This window comes from Synechococcus sp. UW179A (genome assembly GCF_900473965.1).
Lineage (GTDB): Bacteria > Cyanobacteriota > Cyanobacteriia > PCC-6307 > Cyanobiaceae > Synechococcus_C.
Map to the genome: position 1 here is coordinate 94,725 of NZ_UCNJ01000025.1, position 15,465 is coordinate 110,189.

The 15,465-nt window shown below is 57.4% G+C and carries 17 protein-coding genes, 1 tRNA gene and 1 pseudogene; 11 read left to right on the top strand and 8 right to left on the bottom strand.

All coding sequences use genetic code 11. The features are described 5' to 3' along the window. Positions 1-55 precede the first annotated feature (55 nt). Both DXY31_RS12175 and DXY31_RS12180 read right to left on the bottom strand, forming a co-directional pair. Positions 56-250 (bottom strand): hypothetical protein, encoded by a 195-nt coding sequence (locus DXY31_RS12175; RefSeq protein WP_114994024.1) that lies wholly within the window; start codon positions 248-250, stop codon positions 56-58. A 27-nt stretch (positions 251-277) separates the two neighbouring features. Next, positions 278-859, bottom strand: coding sequence for a hypothetical protein (locus tag DXY31_RS12180; protein WP_114994025.1), 582 nt, complete (start codon positions 857-859; stop codon positions 278-280). A 417-nt stretch (positions 860-1,276) separates the two neighbouring features. Here DXY31_RS12180 and DXY31_RS12185 point away from each other — a divergent pair. Continuing rightward, a pseudogene (locus DXY31_RS12185) lies at positions 1,277-1,429 on the top strand (glycine zipper 2TM domain-containing protein); the annotation flags it as partial. Between the two features lie 64 nt (positions 1,430-1,493). Here the strand turns inward: DXY31_RS12185 and DXY31_RS16495 are convergent. After that, positions 1,494-2,513 (bottom strand): hypothetical protein, encoded by a 1,020-nt coding sequence (locus DXY31_RS16495; protein ID WP_137024979.1) that lies wholly within the window; start codon positions 2,511-2,513, stop codon positions 1,494-1,496. A 129-nt stretch (positions 2,514-2,642) separates the two neighbouring features. Between DXY31_RS16495 and DXY31_RS12205 the strand changes: the two genes are divergently transcribed. After that, on the top strand, positions 2,643-3,005 hold the full coding sequence (locus tag DXY31_RS12205) for an MGMT family protein (protein WP_114994029.1): 363 nt from the start codon (positions 2,643-2,645) through the stop codon (positions 3,003-3,005). On the opposite strand, the gene DXY31_RS12210 is transcribed toward DXY31_RS12205, so the two are convergent. Next, the gene (locus DXY31_RS12210; protein ID WP_114994030.1) at positions 2,984-3,763 is read right to left on the bottom strand and encodes a phycobilisome rod-core linker polypeptide; all 780 of its coding nucleotides are present in this window, start codon (positions 3,761-3,763) and stop codon (positions 2,984-2,986) included. The genes DXY31_RS12205 and DXY31_RS12210 overlap by 22 nt on opposite strands. 305 nt (positions 3,764-4,068) lie before the next feature. Between DXY31_RS12210 and DXY31_RS12215 the strand changes: the two genes are divergently transcribed. Next, positions 4,069-5,412 carry a 16S rRNA (cytosine(967)-C(5))-methyltransferase gene (locus tag DXY31_RS12215; protein WP_114994031.1) on the top strand — a complete coding sequence of 448 codons (1,344 nt, stop codon included), beginning with the start codon at positions 4,069-4,071 and terminating at the stop codon, positions 5,410-5,412. Here the strand turns inward: DXY31_RS12215 and DXY31_RS12220 are convergent. The 3 genes from DXY31_RS12220 to DXY31_RS12230 are packed head-to-tail and all read right to left on the bottom strand — an operon-like array spanning position 5,390 to position 8,600. Beyond that, positions 5,390-7,399 (bottom strand): transglycosylase domain-containing protein, encoded by a 2,010-nt coding sequence (locus DXY31_RS12220; RefSeq protein ID WP_114994032.1) that lies wholly within the window; start codon positions 7,397-7,399, stop codon positions 5,390-5,392. The two genes, DXY31_RS12215 and DXY31_RS12220, sit on opposite strands and share 23 nt — an antisense overlap. Next, positions 7,396-8,349 carry a chlorophyll synthase ChlG gene (gene chlG / locus DXY31_RS12225; protein WP_114994033.1) on the bottom strand — a complete coding sequence of 318 codons (954 nt, stop codon included), beginning with the start codon at positions 8,347-8,349 and terminating at the stop codon, positions 7,396-7,398. Before chlG ends, DXY31_RS12220 begins: the two co-directional genes overlap by 4 nt. An 11-nt stretch (positions 8,350-8,360) precedes the next feature. After that, positions 8,361-8,600 carry a DUF2862 domain-containing protein gene (locus tag DXY31_RS12230; RefSeq protein ID WP_244279788.1) on the bottom strand — a complete coding sequence of 80 codons (240 nt, stop codon included), beginning with the start codon at positions 8,598-8,600 and terminating at the stop codon, positions 8,361-8,363. An 86-nt stretch (positions 8,601-8,686) separates the two neighbouring features. Here DXY31_RS12230 and hisF point away from each other — a divergent pair, with 86 nt between their 5' ends. The 7 genes from hisF (at position 8,687) to DXY31_RS12265 (ending at position 13,950) form a co-directional block, all read left to right on the top strand. After that, positions 8,687-9,466 (top strand): imidazole glycerol phosphate synthase subunit HisF, encoded by a 780-nt coding sequence (gene hisF / locus DXY31_RS12235; protein ID WP_114994035.1) that lies wholly within the window; start codon positions 8,687-8,689, stop codon positions 9,464-9,466. A gap of 47 nt (positions 9,467-9,513) precedes the next feature. Further along, the gene (locus DXY31_RS12240; RefSeq protein WP_244279750.1) at positions 9,514-9,771 is read left to right on the top strand and encodes a hypothetical protein; all 258 of its coding nucleotides are present in this window, start codon (positions 9,514-9,516) and stop codon (positions 9,769-9,771) included. Then, on the top strand, positions 9,768-10,469 hold the full coding sequence (ubiE, locus tag DXY31_RS12245; protein ID WP_114994036.1) for a bifunctional demethylmenaquinone methyltransferase/2-methoxy-6-polyprenyl-1,4-benzoquinol methylase UbiE: 702 nt from the start codon (positions 9,768-9,770) through the stop codon (positions 10,467-10,469). The genes DXY31_RS12240 and ubiE overlap by 4 nt, the downstream gene beginning before the upstream one ends. Before the next feature lie 84 nt (positions 10,470-10,553). After that, positions 10,554-10,901, top strand: a complete 348-nt coding sequence (locus tag DXY31_RS12250) for a hypothetical protein (RefSeq protein ID WP_067094159.1) — start codon at positions 10,554-10,556, stop codon at positions 10,899-10,901. A 53-nt stretch (positions 10,902-10,954) separates the two neighbouring features. After that, the gene (glyQ, locus tag DXY31_RS12255; protein WP_114994212.1) at positions 10,955-11,848 is read left to right on the top strand and encodes a glycine--tRNA ligase subunit alpha; all 894 of its coding nucleotides are present in this window, start codon (positions 10,955-10,957) and stop codon (positions 11,846-11,848) included. Positions 11,849-11,886: 38 nt separating this feature from the next. Continuing rightward, positions 11,887-13,824, top strand: coding sequence for a ComEC/Rec2 family competence protein (locus tag DXY31_RS12260; RefSeq protein ID WP_114994037.1), 1,938 nt, complete (start codon positions 11,887-11,889; stop codon positions 13,822-13,824). 39 nt (positions 13,825-13,863) lie between these two features. After that, positions 13,864-13,950 (top strand) — tRNA-Ser (locus DXY31_RS12265). A 295-nt stretch (positions 13,951-14,245) separates the two neighbouring features. Here the strand turns inward: DXY31_RS12265 and DXY31_RS12270 are convergent. Then, positions 14,246-14,503 (bottom strand): hypothetical protein, encoded by a 258-nt coding sequence (locus DXY31_RS12270; protein WP_114994038.1) that lies wholly within the window; start codon positions 14,501-14,503, stop codon positions 14,246-14,248. Positions 14,504-14,699: 196 nt separating this feature from the next. Here DXY31_RS12270 and DXY31_RS12275 point away from each other — a divergent pair, with 196 nt between their 5' ends. Beyond that, complete coding sequence (locus tag DXY31_RS12275) at positions 14,700-15,458, top strand: sugar transferase (protein WP_244279790.1); 759 nt, start codon at positions 14,700-14,702, stop codon at positions 15,456-15,458. The last annotated feature ends 7 nt before the right edge of the window (positions 15,459-15,465 follow it).

The window sequence follows — 15,465 nt, forward strand, 5'->3', positions numbered from 1 at the left end:
CTCTCATTTTTAAAGTTAAGCTTTAAGCAGCTATCGTTGGCCAATTTTTGCGTGGTTATCCGCAGCAACTGCTCTGCTGCAGTGGTGTCACGGTGACGCCACTCACGACCTGAGGGTCCATTAAAACACGCACTTTGATGCCACCGTCTGGATCGTCGGAAAGTTCAATGCCAAGGCCTAGCAGCTCTTTGCCAGCGTCGTTTTTGTAGTTGATCAACTCGACTCTTTGGATATTTCCTTGCTCAGACATTGTTGAAGTTTGTGTTGTTATCCATCATTATGGCTGTTTGATGTTGAAAGGATCTCGATTGCTGAGATCAGTGCTTTTTTCATCAGCACCACCAATGGCACGGCAAAGGTTGTGGGCTGAGGAGGTGTAGCGCTCACAGAAGCTGTCAACCATGGCTTTTTGGCCTGATCGTGACGCATTGATCTGAATCTGTTGCCAAACAGCTTTGTCGTTCAGGTACAGCTCCAGATGCTGATCTGCTTCCAAGTCGTTGCCAAGGGGGGGTAGTCGCTCGCCCAGAACGACGCGACGCACCAGATTCCAGTCCTGTGGAATGCCATCGACATTCACAACCTTCAAAGCTTTCAGTCTGCAGGGCTCGTTGGTGCGTCCGCTCTGTTCAGCGCCATGGCGTGTCGATCGCAGCCAAAGCTCGCTCTCCTGGTTGCCAACCTGCAGGTAGCGCAGGTCAGCCGCTTTGAGGCCATAGGTGGCCATCAACTGGAAGGCGAACCCATAGCGGCGCCCCATCGTTGTGTTCGGCAAGGCTGCGAGCACCTCAAGGATTTCTGAATCCTGCAGGGCATAGGTGATGGGTTGGGGTGGGTTGCTATTGGGTTGGTTGCTCATGTTGTCCTCCCCTTCGCTCGTTCACGCTGATGTTTTGTGCGTGATGGCTGTTTGTAGCAGGTGACTGATTCCAGTCATATCTGGATGCAGGGTCGCCGATGTTCAGTCACCTCTTCAGAGGTGTGCCTCAACACGATGGCGTTGACCATCAATGAAGACATCATGCATAAGCCTGCTCCGATGCGTTTGTCTGCCCTGCTGACGCTTACTGCCCTGCTGCCCATCACGGCAACTCCGTTGCTGGCACACGAGTATCGCGGTGATGATGGTCGTTACTACGACAGTCGTTACTACGACGGCCGCGACGACTACGGCCGTCGCGCTTACGACAGCGGGCGTGACTACGACGACAGCCGTGAGTATCTGTATCGACCAGATGGAGTGGCTCAGCGGACTGCATGGGATGAACCAGGCTCAGATACCAACAGTTGCGTTGAAGGCAGCGTGATCGGTGGTCTGCTCGGGGCCGGTCTCGGTGCAGCGCTGTCCCGTGGCAACGGCCGCTGGATCGGTGTTCCTGTCGGTGGTGCCGCTGGTGCTCTGATTGGTTGCCAGGTCGACGGGGGCTGATCTTCTTTGGGTCGAAGAGGAATTTTGTAACTCTTCTCACTGGATCATTGATGAATCATCAACCTCACCATTCGCAGTTGTCGCCGCTGTTACAGGGATAGATGCGATAGCCCTCGCCAATCAATTCCGGCGTGTCGCTGTTATTAATCATCCATTTATCCAGTCGCAATGCATAGACTCCATTGCCTTCATCAAAGAGACCCGCGTAGTAAATCTCGATAAAAGGGGGCCAGCAGTCGTCTTTGCAGCCCGGCTCGTTGTCGGCATAACATTTCCACCCACTCGTAACTCCAAAAGTATCCATCGTTGGCGAGGTGAAATTAGTGTTAGGCATGCTTGAATCTGCCTCGCAAACCCATGGGTAAAGGGCGAAGTTGAAAGTCATAAGAACGCCTTTCACGTTGTCATATGGATTGACTTGGTGGATGTCTTGAATTTTTTGACAGACACTCGAATTCCATTTGCGTTGGTTTTGTTTTGGTCCTGCTCCGCAAACAGAACCGTTGATAACTGTATTGCCATCGCTGTACCATCCTGCCCAATATCTTTGAACCCCAAAAGTTGTCCCAGAATTGGGATGCGTGAATGTGCAGTGATTACGCCCGTGGGGGCTGCTTGGGCCGCTGTTTTCACATTCGGGAGATGTCGGTGGCCCGTCGAAGCGTTCGATGTATTTGATATCACCTAAACAGTCGGGTTGAATTCCAGCTCCATCGCAATTATGAAAAACCCAGTAATCCTTGCGCCCTTCTTTTGGAAAGCTAGCCCATGTTCTGGCTCCCATGTTGTATTTAGCTCCATTAACAATATCGTAGGGATCGTTGTTGTCGCTTTTGCAGACTGGCGATAAACCTTTGTCCCAGTTGAATTGATAGGGGCGATAATAAAAAGGGGTACAACTGATGTCTGAAGCACCTTCTCCTCCACCGCCGCAAAAGGTGTCTAGTTTTTTGATCGTTCCTCCTTCGTTTGCCCAGCACCATCCTTGGCCCAAGCCGCTAATCATCACTGGCTTGTCAGGTTGGTGTTGAAAACTCAACCGCTGCGGAATTGATTCGAGCGAAATAGGGGCAACTGCGGTCAAGCCTGATGACAATCCGGCGAGAAGATTGATTAACACGTTGCTTGAGTGAAATATCGCAATTGTGGCCAGCTAAGCCATTTTTAAGGGGTTTTAAGGATATTTAGTAATATCCAAGATCTCAACAGTGTGATGAAAGGCACCGATTTTGATCAACGTGTCTACGCCATGGTTGGGCAGATTCCGCATGGATATCTCTCGACCTATGGCCAGGTTGCGGACCGGATTGGTGCCTATGGCTGTGCGCGACAAGTGGGTTGGGCTCTACGTCGTTTGAGCCTGCCGACTCTCATTCCTTGGCAGCGTGTGGTCAATGCCCAGGGTCGTATCTCCATGAGCCTCAGTCGCGAGGGAACCGACTGGATGCAGCGGGACCTTTTGATCGCCGAGGGAATTCCTGTGGATCTAGAAGGCCGTTTGCCCCTCAAAAGGTTCCTGTGGTCACCTGATGAAAGGCAAATTTCCCAGATGAATCAGTTGCTCAGGGCGCTGTAGGCCACCGTGACCACTAGACGTGTGACTTCGATGACGCCAGCGATGACGAACACCGTTGCCAGCCGAGTGGCCCAGCGGGGAGGCTGATTCCCCCTCCAGCTGCTGGAGGCCCGCATCCACTGGGCTGCGGCGGAGGCAGGAAAAGCGATCGTGCTGGCGCGTCCTGAAGCCAGTTGATTGCCCAGCCTGGAGCCTGTTCCGATCGCTTTGTCGCTGTAGGCGTACCCCAGAGACACCGCGGCAGTTCTGTTGAAGGCCGACTGAGCTGATCCAGGCTGGGATTGCCAGGAGCGCACGAATGGAACGCCATGCTCTCCGAAGGCTTGGCTGTATTCCTCTGAGTCAATCAGAGAATCCACGAGCGCATCGTGCCCTTGTGAAGCCTGAACCTGAATGCATTCGGACACTTCACTTTGATCGTGAGGCGGTCTGCCCAGGAGATGTTTGAAATCCAGTTCGATGGTTCGCTGTGGAGAGCAGGAGTCGTAAAAATTTTTCCGATAGAAGTCCGACTTGGCCAGACCGCGGATGAACTCCTGCACGGTGATGCGTCCATCACGCAATTCAGCTTCAAGTGAGATTGAGCGATCGCACTCCATGACATGTCCATTGCCATAGACATGCTTGTAGGCCTCTTGAATCGCTGTGTCGACATCGGCTGCTTCGGCAGAGCCTGCGAAGCCGGAACGCAGTTTTATGGGCTGCTTTGTTGCACGTTCACCGCCGAATTGTGTCGCGACAGAGGTGGACGAAAGCATGGCAATTTTTGGACTTGACCTTGGTATCAAAGAGAGTCTTGAGCTGAACTAAGATTGAATTGAGTGATTCTTATTTTTTCGCAAATAAACAAGATATTTATTCAGGTTAATCAGAGTTTTTGGTTAACTTGGATTTCATCCCTTAGTGATTTTGCGGATTTCTGATATAAGCGCTGATTTTTAATTTGTGGTTTTGGTGTTGTTGTCTTGGCGCCCTGTCAGGTCATGCCCTGTCCGGCTGCTGGCGTTTCAGTGAAGGTGCTGGCTTGCTGTTGGCAGATGATTGAAGCCAGCGAAGCCCCTCTATGGCTCAACCTGCTGAATCCTCTTCCCGAGATGCTCTGCTCTCTCGCCGTGTCGCTTGGGATGTTCTTGAAGCGGTTGCTGCGGGGGCTTACGCGGATGTGGCTTTGGAGAGGGCTCTGCGCCGCCGGTCTCTGGCTCCTGTCGATCGCGGATTTGTCACGGAGCTGTCCTATGGGGCCATTCGCTGGCGTCAGTGGCTGGATGGCTGGCTGGATCGCTTGGGCAAAGTTCCAGCCCGTAAGCAACCTCCGCGTTTGCGCTGGCTCCTGCATATCGGCCTCTACCAGTTGCTGCGTATGGAACGCGTTCCTGCCTCGGCCGCAGTGAATACCACGGTGGAATTGGCCAAGCAGGGCAAGCTGGCGCGTTTGGCTCCGGTGGTGAATGGATTGTTGCGTTCTGCCTTGCGAGCTCGTGAGGCCGGTGAAGGGTTAGCTCTGCCCGAGGAGCCAGCGGCTGCTCTGGCCCAGGAGCATTCGCTGCCGCTATGGATCAGCCGTGGGTTGTTTCAGTGGTGTGGTTCGGAGCAGGCTGAGCGCGTTGCTAGGGCTTTCAATCAGGTGCCGACCCTTGATCTGCGCGTGAATCGCTTGCGTTCAACGCCTGATCTGGCCGCAGCACTGTTCGCCGAACGCCACATTGCAACAGCTCCGATCGCAGGCTGCCCGGATGGGCTTCAAGTGCTGGAACCGTTCGGTGATCTGCGCCAGTGGCCCGGTTTCAGCGAAGGATATTGGTGTGTCCAGGATCGTGCGGCCCAGTGGGTGGCTCCGCTGCTGGACCCATGCCCTGGTCAGCGAGTGTTAGACGCCTGTGCTGCCCCAGGAGGTAAAGCCACCCATCTGGCGGAGCTGATGGGTGATAGGGGAGAGATATGGGCAGTCGATCGTTCACCCGGTCGCTTGCAGCGGGTCGCCGCCAATGCCGCGCGACTGGGCTGCTGCAGCATCCATGCCCTGGCGTCTGATGCATCGCAGCTCGGGCAGGAGCGACCTGAGTGGAGGGGCCGATTTGACCGGATTCTTGTCGATGCACCCTGTTCGGGCCTGGGAACCTTGGCGCGTCATCCCGATGCTCGCTGGAGAATCACGGAGGAGTCGGTGGCTGAATTGCTGAAACTGCAGATCGACCTTCTCGATGGCCTCCGCTCTCTACTGGCCCCAGGCGGACGCCTGGTTTACGCGACCTGCACGATCCATCCTTCAGAAAACACTGAACAGATCCATGGCTGGCTGCAGGCCAATCCTGATCTCGTGCTCAATTCAGAGCAGCAACGCTGGCCTGATCCCAGTGGGGGGGATGGCTTTTATGCCGCAGTGATCACTGCACCGGCAGCGGCCTGAAGTTCTCATCAACCGGTGGACCGTCGTTTGGAGCGACATAGCGCCTGGGAGGTGCGGCTGGCGCGACTGGTGTCGGTTGTTCTCCGCTGCTGAAGGGTTGATCACCATTGCCACCGGATGCTGCGTCTCCAGATGGGGTGTTGCCCTTCTTCTTAGGCCCTTTGAATGGGCGGTTGAGCACCGGTTTAGGAGGAAAGTTTTGGACGTTGTAGCTGCCTTTGACCTGAGTCATGAATTGCTTCCAGGCCCAGGCCGCCTCGCCACTGCTGCTTTTGGTTTCAGCATTGTTGTCGTAGCCGAACCAGACCGCGGTGGTGAGCTGGGGGATTGAGCCGATGAACCATAGGTCCCTGGCTCCTTCCGAGGTACCGGTTTTGCCCGCTACAGGGCGATCGTCGAGTCGGGCTGCGGCACCCGTTCCGCCTGTCACCACCCTTTGCAGCATCCAGTTCATGGCATCGGCTACTTCGCTGTCGAGGGCTCGACTTCCCTTGTCACCATCGATACGCCGACTCCAGAGAACATTGCCTTCAGGACCGCGGATCTCTTCGAAGGCCATCGGCTTCACGTACACCCCACGATTGGCCACTGCGGCATAGGCCGCAGTCATGTCGAGCACGGTCTGCTCATAGGCACCGATCGCCATCGGGTAATACTTGCCAAGAGGGCGCTCGTTGCCGATGCCCAGCTTGTTCGCTGTGCTGATGATCGCGTCGAAGCCGACCTTGTCCTGCAGCTGCACGGCCACTGTGTTCAGCGAATTTTTGAGGGCGTCAGCGAGGGAAATATTGCCGAAGTATTTGTTCTTGAAATTCTTGGGGCAGTATCCAGACCAGCAGCGCGGAGCATCCACAAAGATGTCTTCGGGCTTCACGCCGGAACTGATGGCGGCGGCATAGGGAAACAGCTTGAAGGTGGATCCCGGCGAGCGCAGGCCCTGGGTTGCTCTGTTGAATTGACTGCTACTGAAGTTTTTGCCTCCCACCATGACCCGCACCAGGCCCGTGCCTGGTTCCATTGACACGATCACCCCTTCAGTGTTGAACGGGGCAAACTTCCGGACCACTTGCTGGGCTTTCTTCTGCCAATCGAGGTTGAGGCTGGTGCGGATCTTCAGGCCTCCCAGCTCGATCTGCTCGGGGGTTATCAGCTGCGGCAACTGCTGAGCAACCCAACTGGTGAAGTAAGGCGCTGAGCTGTTGAAATATTTGGGAATGGCTGGTTTGAGATCGAGTGGGCTGCTGCGTGCCTGCTCGGCTTCACTCGCAGTGATAAAGCCAGCCTGGCGCATCCGATTCAGCACAATGCTTCTCCGCTCCAGGGCCAGTTCCGGATTCACCAGGGGTGAATACACCGATGGAGCCGGAGGCAGTCCTGCAATCAGTGCGGCTTCCTGAAGATTGAGTTGATCCGGTGTCTTGGAGTAATACACCCAGGCGGCATCAGACAGCCCATAGGCGCTGGCCCCGAGATACACATAGTTCAGGTATTGCTCAAGAATCTGCTCTTTGCTGAGCTGGCGTTCGAGTTTGTAGGCCAGTGCAGCTTCCTTGAGCTTGCGCGTGATCGTGCGGTCCTGGCTGAGGAACACCGTTCGAGCCAGCTGCTGGGTGATCGTGCTGGCGCCTTCCCGAACGGCCCCCTGGCGCACGTTGCGCACCAGTGCCCGGCCGATTCCCCAGATATCAACGCCGTTGTGCTCATAAAAGCGCCGGTCTTCCGCTGCGATGAATGCCTGCTTCACGAGCAGAGGCATCTCACCTGGTTGGATCTTCTCGCGGGTTGCAGGCCCAAGTTTCTGGATCACCGCCCCATTGCTGGCCAGCAGGGTGATCGTGCCGGGTCTGTTGAAACGGCTGATGCCGCGTGCATCGGGGAGTGTGGCATCGAATGCCTTCACCACAGCAGATTGGGCCAGAGCCACACCACTGCCGATCACGAGGGCTGAACCGCCGATCAGGAACCAATGACGACGGGTGCGAATCACATGACTTGGGTCAGAGGGCTGTGACCAATCGCTAAAGCGGTGACCAGCATTCCAAGCACCAGAAAGGGTTGTGCGCTTGCCTGGTACTTCACGTCGTAGGCCACGGGATCACGCAGCAGCCAGATGTCCTGGAAGGTGATCTGAGGCACGATCAGAAGCACGAGAAGAACGGCAGCGAAATGCTGCCCGATTGCGATCAGCACCGCAACCATCAGCAGCTGAAAAACATCGATCATTCCAGCGCTGATCCAACTTGCGGGGCCGATTCCGAATGCGACCGGAAGTGACTGAAGCCCGAGGGCACGATCACCTTCAACACTCTTGAAGTCGTTGACGACGGCGATCCCAAGCCCAGCGAGGCTGTAGGCCAGGGTGAGCAGGGCGGTCGCCCAGGTGAGCTGACCGAAGAGTGCCTGACCTGCCCACCAGGGAAGGGCGATATAACTTGCGCCGAGGGCGTAGTTCCCCAGCCAGCCGTTCTGTTTGAGCTTGAGGGGAGGCGCCGAGTAGATGTAGCTAACCAAAGACCCGCCAACTGCCAGCAAGAACAGAACAGGGATTTCATGGTGAGCCCATTGGTCGAGCCCCCAGGCCACTGCTAGTCCGCTGAGCAGCAAGACCCAGATCTGCAGCCTCACCTGTCCGAGGGTGATCGCGCCGGAGGGGATCGGCCGGTAAGGCTCGTTGATCGCGTCGATTTCGCGGTCGTAGTAGTCGTTGATGGTCTGGGTGTAACCCGCCAGAAGTGGGCCACTCATCACCATGCAGATGATGGCGGCTAAGACGTGGTCAAACCGCCATTCGTAGCTCCCGCTTGCTGCTGCACCGCAGACAACACCCCAGATCAAGGGGATCCAGGTGACCGGTTTCATCAGCTGCAGACGCAGCTTCCAGATGTTGGTGGTGCCACTGGCACCTTTCATGCCGAGCAGCTGACGGGCGTCACTCACGAAATAAGGCCTCAGGCTGCGACGATCTCGTCTTCAAAGAACCAGGAGCTGGATCCATCACTCAGCTCGACCACCACTCCAATACCTTTGCCGTCGACCGTGCGGAATTCAGTCACGGTGCCGAATGCATCACTTTTCAACAGGTCAACCATGTCCTGAGGAATGCGATCACGAACCCGGGTTACGCGAACTTTGCTTCCGACCTCAATGGACTCGAGTTTCGGGGTTGGAAGAGGTTCTGAGCCGGTTATTCGTTTGATCAGATTGAGAACATTTCCCAGCATGACCTGCAAGGCTTGGAAAGACGTTGCACCTTAACAGCCGTGTATCGAATGCCATGGTCGCCCTGCGCTTGATTCCCTGTCTTGATGTCGCCAAGGGGCGCGTGGTGAAGGGTGTGAATTTCGTGGGACTTCGCGATGCGGGAGATCCTGTTGAGTTGGCCTGCCGTTACAGCCAGGCCGGTGCGGATGAACTCGTGTTTTTGGATATCGCGGCGAGTCATGAGGGCCGAGCCACGTTGGTGGAAATGGTCCGTAGAACATCGGATCAGGTCACCATCCCCTTCACGGTTGGTGGTGGCATCGCCTCGGTGGAGGGCATCACCGAGCTACTGCGGGCCGGTGCTGACAAGGTCAGCCTCAACTCCTCAGCGGTGCGAAGGCCGGAGCTGGTTCAGGAGGGAGCGGACCGCTTCGGATGCCAGTGCATCGTGGTCGCCATCGATGCTCGCCGCAGGGATGCAGGCGGATGGGATGTCTATGTCAAGGGTGGTCGAGAGAACACCGGTCTGGACGTGATTCGTTGGGCACGGCGGGTCGCAGAACTCGGAGCCGGCGAAATCCTGCTCACTTCCATGGATGGGGATGGCACCCAAGCGGGGTATGACCTAGAGCTCACACGGGCTGTTGCACAGGCTGTGCCTGTGCCTGTGATCGCTTCCGGAGGCGCCGGTTGTCTTGACCACATCGCTGCGGCTCTCGACAACGGTCCAAGTGGAGGCCAGGCATCTGCTGCACTGCTGGCATCCCTGCTGCATGACGGAATCCTCACCGTTGAGGCGATTAAGGCAGATTTGCTTAGCAGGAGCCTGATGATCCGGCCCTTAGAGGCTTGACGTCTCTTAATATGTAAAGAACTGTTCCGTACGGTTGTATCCCCTTAGTGCATCTCCTTCTTTCCACAATTGAGGCACTGAAGGTTTCTTCTGGTCAGCCATTAATACCTTCGGGCTGGGTGCTGCCTCTTGGCATCTTGCTGGTTGTGGTGGTGGTAGTCCTTGTGGGCTGGGCACTTCAGTTGATGCAATCCGCTATCGACCAGGGAGAGTTTTCGCTCATGCTGGCTGGCTGCATGGTGTGTTCAGCCGCAGTCGGACTTGCGACGGTGATGGTCATGACGCTCAGTGGCCTGCCGCTTTGAAACCCGGCGATGCTGAAGCTGTTGAACAATTGTTTAACGATGCTGCGCCCAGCTACGACAGGCTGAATGACTGGTTGAGTCTCGGGCTTCATCGTCAATGGAAGCGACAGATGGTGCTGCAGCTGTCACCGCAGCCAGGTGAGCAATGGCTGGATCTGTGTTGCGGAACGGGTGATCTGGCCCTCGCTCTCGCGCGCCGTTTGAGACCTGGTGGGAGCGTGGTTGGTGTGGATGCGGCGGCTGAACCTCTGGTGATCGCGGCCCAGCGATCGGCACGGGAACCCTGGCTGCCGGTGCACTGGCAGCAGGGCGATGCTTTGAATCTGGAGCTGCCGGATGCCAGCGCTGATGGGGCCTTGATGGCCTATGGATTGCGAAATCTGGCTGATCCAGCGGCTGGCCTCAGGGAGCTGCGCCGGGTGTTGCGTGAGGGAGGCCGTGCCGGTCTGCTGGATTTCAATCGACTGCCGTCTGGCACTGCTGCGGCTGTGTTCCAACGGACGTACCTGCGCAGGGTGGTGGTTCCTGTTGCGTCTCGGGCTGGCCTTGCTGAGCACTACGCCTATCTCGAAGAAAGCCTCAAGTGTTTTCCCGATGGACCCGCACAGCAGCAGCTCGCTCTTGATGCCGGTTTCCGCGGAGCCTCTCATCGCCCCCTGGCCGCAGGCCTAATGGGTCTTCTTACGGTTTGGACCTGAACGGTTACCCCCAGGGGCGCCTCGCTTGCGACAGGTGAGATCGATGAACTATGAAGGAATGATTAAGAAGCGGGGGAGAAACGCATGGCCTTTCCGTTGCCGTCTCTGCTGTCCTCCATTGAGGATTTGTTGGATGAAGTCCAGTGGCTGGACGGGATGATCCTGGTCACCGACTCACAGAAGGCCACCTTCGTTTCGTTCTCTCAAGTGGATCCGGTTCTGCGCCGCCTGCGCTCTCGCCCTAGGGGTGCTGAGGTGGCCGAAAAGCTCTGCATGTCTCTGCTGGAGACCCACGGCAAAGGCGCCAGTAAACCTGTGCTGGTGTTTCAGGGTGATGGCAGTTTCTGGCTGGGCACCATGGGCCCGGGGCGCAGTCATCCCCATCGTCATCATGCGATCGCCCATCTGCGCCGCTGTCTTTCCTTGAGCTGAGCTTCCCAGGCGGCTCTGACGCGAGAATGCATCGGATTGGCTCCAGCGCACGGATGCATTTTCAGGACATCATCAGCACTCTCAACCGTTTCTGGTCGGAGCAGGGTTGTCTGCTGCTGCAGCCCTACGACACGGAAAAGGGCGCAGGAACCATGAGTCCGCACACCGTGCTGAGGGCCATTGGTCCTGAGCCGTGGGCGGTGGCTTATCCCGAGCCTTGTCGTCGCCCCACTGATGGTCGCTATGGCGACAATCCCAATCGGGCTCAGCATTATTTCCAGTACCAGGTGCTGATCAAGCCTTCACCGGATGGCATCCAGGAGACCTATCTCGCTTCGCTGGAAGCCATGGGGATCCGTGCTGCTGATCACGATATCCGCTTCGTGGAAGACAACTGGGAGTCACCGACCCTCGGAGCCTGGGGTGTGGGCTGGGAGGTGTGGCTGGATGGCATGGAGGTGACCCAGTTCACCTATTTCCAGCAGTGCGGCGGCATCGACTGCAAGCCGGTGTCGATTGAGATCACCTATGGGCTTGAGCGTTTGGCGATGTATTTGCAGGACGTGGAAAGCATCTGGGATTTGAGCTGGAATGCCGAGCGCAGTTACGGCGATATTTGGCTTCCGTTTGAAAAAGGACAGTGCCAGTTCAATTTCGAGGCCTCCAACCCTGAGCGCCTCAAGCAGTTGTTTGCCATCTATGAAGCTGAAGCAGCCGATCTGATCGACAACAAGCTGCCGGCGCCGGCCCTGGACTTTGTGCTCAAGTGCAGCCACACCTTCAACTTGCTCGAAGCCCGTGGGGTGATCTCGGTGACGGAGCGCACAGCCACCATCGGTCGCATCCGCAACTTGGCCCGCAAGGTGGCCGAGGCCTGGCTGGCTGAGCGGGAAGCGCTGGGATTTCCATTACTGGAGCAGCCCGCTGCCGCTGCCACCGCTGTCTGATCGCGGGGGAACCCTCGCAGCAACTCCGATCGTGCTGAATGAAACCGGTCTTCAGCGCCGGGTTGTTGCTGCTTTCTGCCTGCATCGGGGCGGCCTATGTGCGCTCCTGGATGCACTGGTTAACCCTGGTGGTGCTTCTGGTCTGTGGACTGGTGGCCTGGGGGCGAGCCTGTCGCAGACCGAGCAAGGCGATTGGGGTTCTCGCTTTGATGCTCTGTCTGGTCAGTGTTCGCTGCGGAACTGGGGCCATGATCCAGCCGCAGCCAGGCGATCCCAGCCTGTTCATTCCTGCTGATGGCAAGCCTCTTGCGGTGCGCCTTGTAGGCCGGATTCATGCTGACGGTGCAGTGAACAACGGTCGCTGCCGCTCTTTGCTGGAGGTCAGCAGCCTCAATGACCACATCAGTCGAGGTCGTACCGAGCTGACCCTCGAACCTTGTACGACTCCATTGCTGACAGGTTCCTGGATTGAGCTGAAAGGTGAGATGCGCCGCCCTCAAGCTGGCTCGCACCCACTGTTGGACCGAGTTGATGAGCGATTGGCGCTGCAGCGAACTTGGAGTCGTCTCCGCACCGATGCCATCCAGGTGTTGCGGCAGGACCGGACCCCCCTGGCCAATGCACGCCGCACGATTGCTCAGCGTTTGATCGCTGTGGCCGGTGAGCAGCAGGGTGGTTTGCTTGCTGCACTGGTGCTCGGAGGTGCTCAGGTTTCCTTGCCGCAAAGCCTGCGCGAAAGCTTTCGGGTGGCGGGGCTGTCGCATGCCCTTGCAGCTTCGGGATTTCATCTTTCCGTGCTGCTGGGCAGCACACTGGCTTGCACCAGTGCCTGGCCTGGGATGCTGCGGCTGGCTGCTGGCAGTGCTGCGATGGCCGTGTTTCTTGCCCTTGCAGGAGCGCAGCCATCCGTGGTGCGCGCGGTGTTGATGGGTGCGGCGGCACTGCTGATCCGTGAGAGCGGACACCGCAGTCGCCCCCTGGGTGTGCTCCTGCTCACTCTGCTGCTGATGCTGCTGGTCCATCCGGCCTGGACACGTTCTATCGGTTTTCAGCTCAGTGCAGCGGCAACGGCTGGCCTGGTGATTTCGGCTGAGCCCATCGAGCAGTGGATCGTGCAGCACCTGCCTTGTCCATTGCACCGCTTGGCTCCAGCGCTCTCGATTCCCCTTGCTGCCTTGTTCTGGACCCTGCCACTGCAATTGCTTCATTTCGGCGCAGCACCGCTTTATGCCGTGCTCAGTAACCTGCTGGCAGCGCCATTGCTGGGGCCCCTCACCCTTGCTGCCATGGCTCTGGCTCTGATGGTTCTGCTGCTGCCGTCAGCGCTGAGCGCTGCACTGCTGCCCTGGTTGATCTGGCCAGTGCAGAAGCTGAGCTGGCTGCTGATCAACCTGGTGCACTGGATCAGTTGGTGGCCATGGGCTCAGTTGCTCACAGGACCGGTGCATCCTTTGCTGGTGCTGACGTTTTCGTTGGGCTTGCTGCTTTGGCTGTTGCCCGCTTCACAGGGCTTGCGTTGCCTGTCGGTGCCGTTGCTTCTTTTGGTGGTGGGTCTGCAGGTTCGCGTTCAGTTTCGAGATGACTTGATTCGTGTGGAGCAGTGGGGGCGCCAGTGGTTGTTGTTGCGCCACCGAGGACGGGCGGCCATGTTGAGCAGCCATGGCGATGAGCTCAGTTGCCGAATCGCGATGCGACTGAGTCATGGGCTCGGTCATCAGCAGCTGGACTGGGTTGCGGTTCTCGATCCGGTCGGTGTAGATCAGCAACCGTGTTGGAACGCCTTGGCGCGCACACTGCAGGCAGAACAGAGAGGACGGTTGCCCCTGTCAGCAGGACAGCGTTTGCAGAGTGATGGACTGAGTGTTGGTATCCCTAAGCGCCGTGGTCGCCTTCTGGATATTCGCTTCGGTAGCCGAGTTCAACGACTGCGCCGCAGCGACCTTCAGCCCCAATCGGGCTCAGTGCCCAGGGTGTGAGAAGGCTGCCTACTAAAGTGGGCTTGCGCTTGAGCGCTTGGAGAGGTGGCAGAGCCCGGTTGAATGCGCACGACTCGAAATCGTGTAGGGGTAACACCCTCGTGGGTTCGAATCCCACCCTCTCCGTTTCTAACTATTCCCGAAATGGGATTTGTTGGCCAGTTCAATCAAGGTTCTGTTTGGTACTGGGTTGGTGGTTTCGATCATGCAGTTTAAAATTTTTCTGAAACTGATCATGACCATCCCAGACTTGGCCTCTTGACTATTTTAAATAAGAACCCCCTTTGGGCTGGCAGCAAACAGCTCCTGGGATGCCCGGTTTGAGCCACTGATTTGAAGCCATTGTTCGACTTGGTGCTGAGAGGTCAATCAACAGTGGATCCTGGAGAAGAGGGTGATGCTTCAGCCAGCGAGATTCGATTTAAGAGTGAAAGAGCAGTACGAGGCCATCGCTGACCTGATGAAATTCTCGTTCCTCTCGGCTCAGGTCGAGGCCGACTTCCAGCCCTTCGGTCACGGCCTGGTCAAAGGGTGGGGTGCTGGGGGGGGCATCCCCCTGCCAAAGCGCTGCGATTCCCACGGCTGTGGCATGCCAGTGGAAGTGGGTGGTTTCTCCAATGGAGGCTTCCTTGAGAGCCTCTTCGAGGAGGCCGTTGAGAGCAGTGCTTGTGGATGCCATTCCACAAGCTTCGGGACAGCGGCGGGGGACGGCAATCGCCTGAGAGACTTCTTGATCAATCAGTCGCGTCGTGAGACACGTCTGGATGGCTCGGGAGGTGGTTGGGCTGGCTCTGTGCCGTTGCGGTTACTGGCCCTTTGCTGCTGACGAACGCACAGCCTTGAGGTTGATTGGTCTGAGACGAGAGGGACAACGATTGGTTACTGCTCCCCGTCGTCCCGTCCTTTCCGCATCTCCCTCCAAGCTCCGCCGTCGCGCTTCACGACGTCATCTTGAGTTGGTTGCTGCGCCGCCTTCGAGCCTCTCTGCCCTCACTTTGGTTCGCCGGCAGAGTCGACTCGGGCGTTCGCTGAAGCGCAGTGGTGATGTTGTGTTCTCAGCCGCAGTGCTTGGGCTGGGTTCCCCACTGTTTCTGCTCTTGGCCGTTCTGGTGAAGCTCAGTTCACCCGGTCCAGTGTTTTATATGCAGAAACGGGTTGGGCGTAGCTATCGACAGTTTGGCTGCATCAAATTCCGCACGATGCGGCCTGATGCGGATTCTGTTCTGGCTCAGGTGTTGGAGCGCTCACCTGAGATGCGCGCTGAGTTTGATCGGGATTTCAAGCTGCGCAACGATCCCCGAATTACACCGATCGGCAGGTTTCTGCGTCGCTCGAGCCTCGATGAGCTTCCTCAGTTTCTCAATGTTCTGCGTGGCGAGATGAGCTTGGTTGGTCCACGACCGATCGTTCGCAAAGAGATCAGCCGTTACGGCGACTACATGGACGAAGTTCTGGCGGTCCGGCCCGGTCTCACAGGCCTCTGGCAGGTGAGCGGCAGAAACAACCTCAGCTATCCCAAGCGAGTCAGGCTCGATCTGGCGTATGCCCGCGGTCGAACCTTTCTGCTGGATCTGGCCATCATCCTGCGCACCTTCGGCGTGTTGCTGTTGCCGATGGATCGTGGTGCTTACTGAGTCTCCT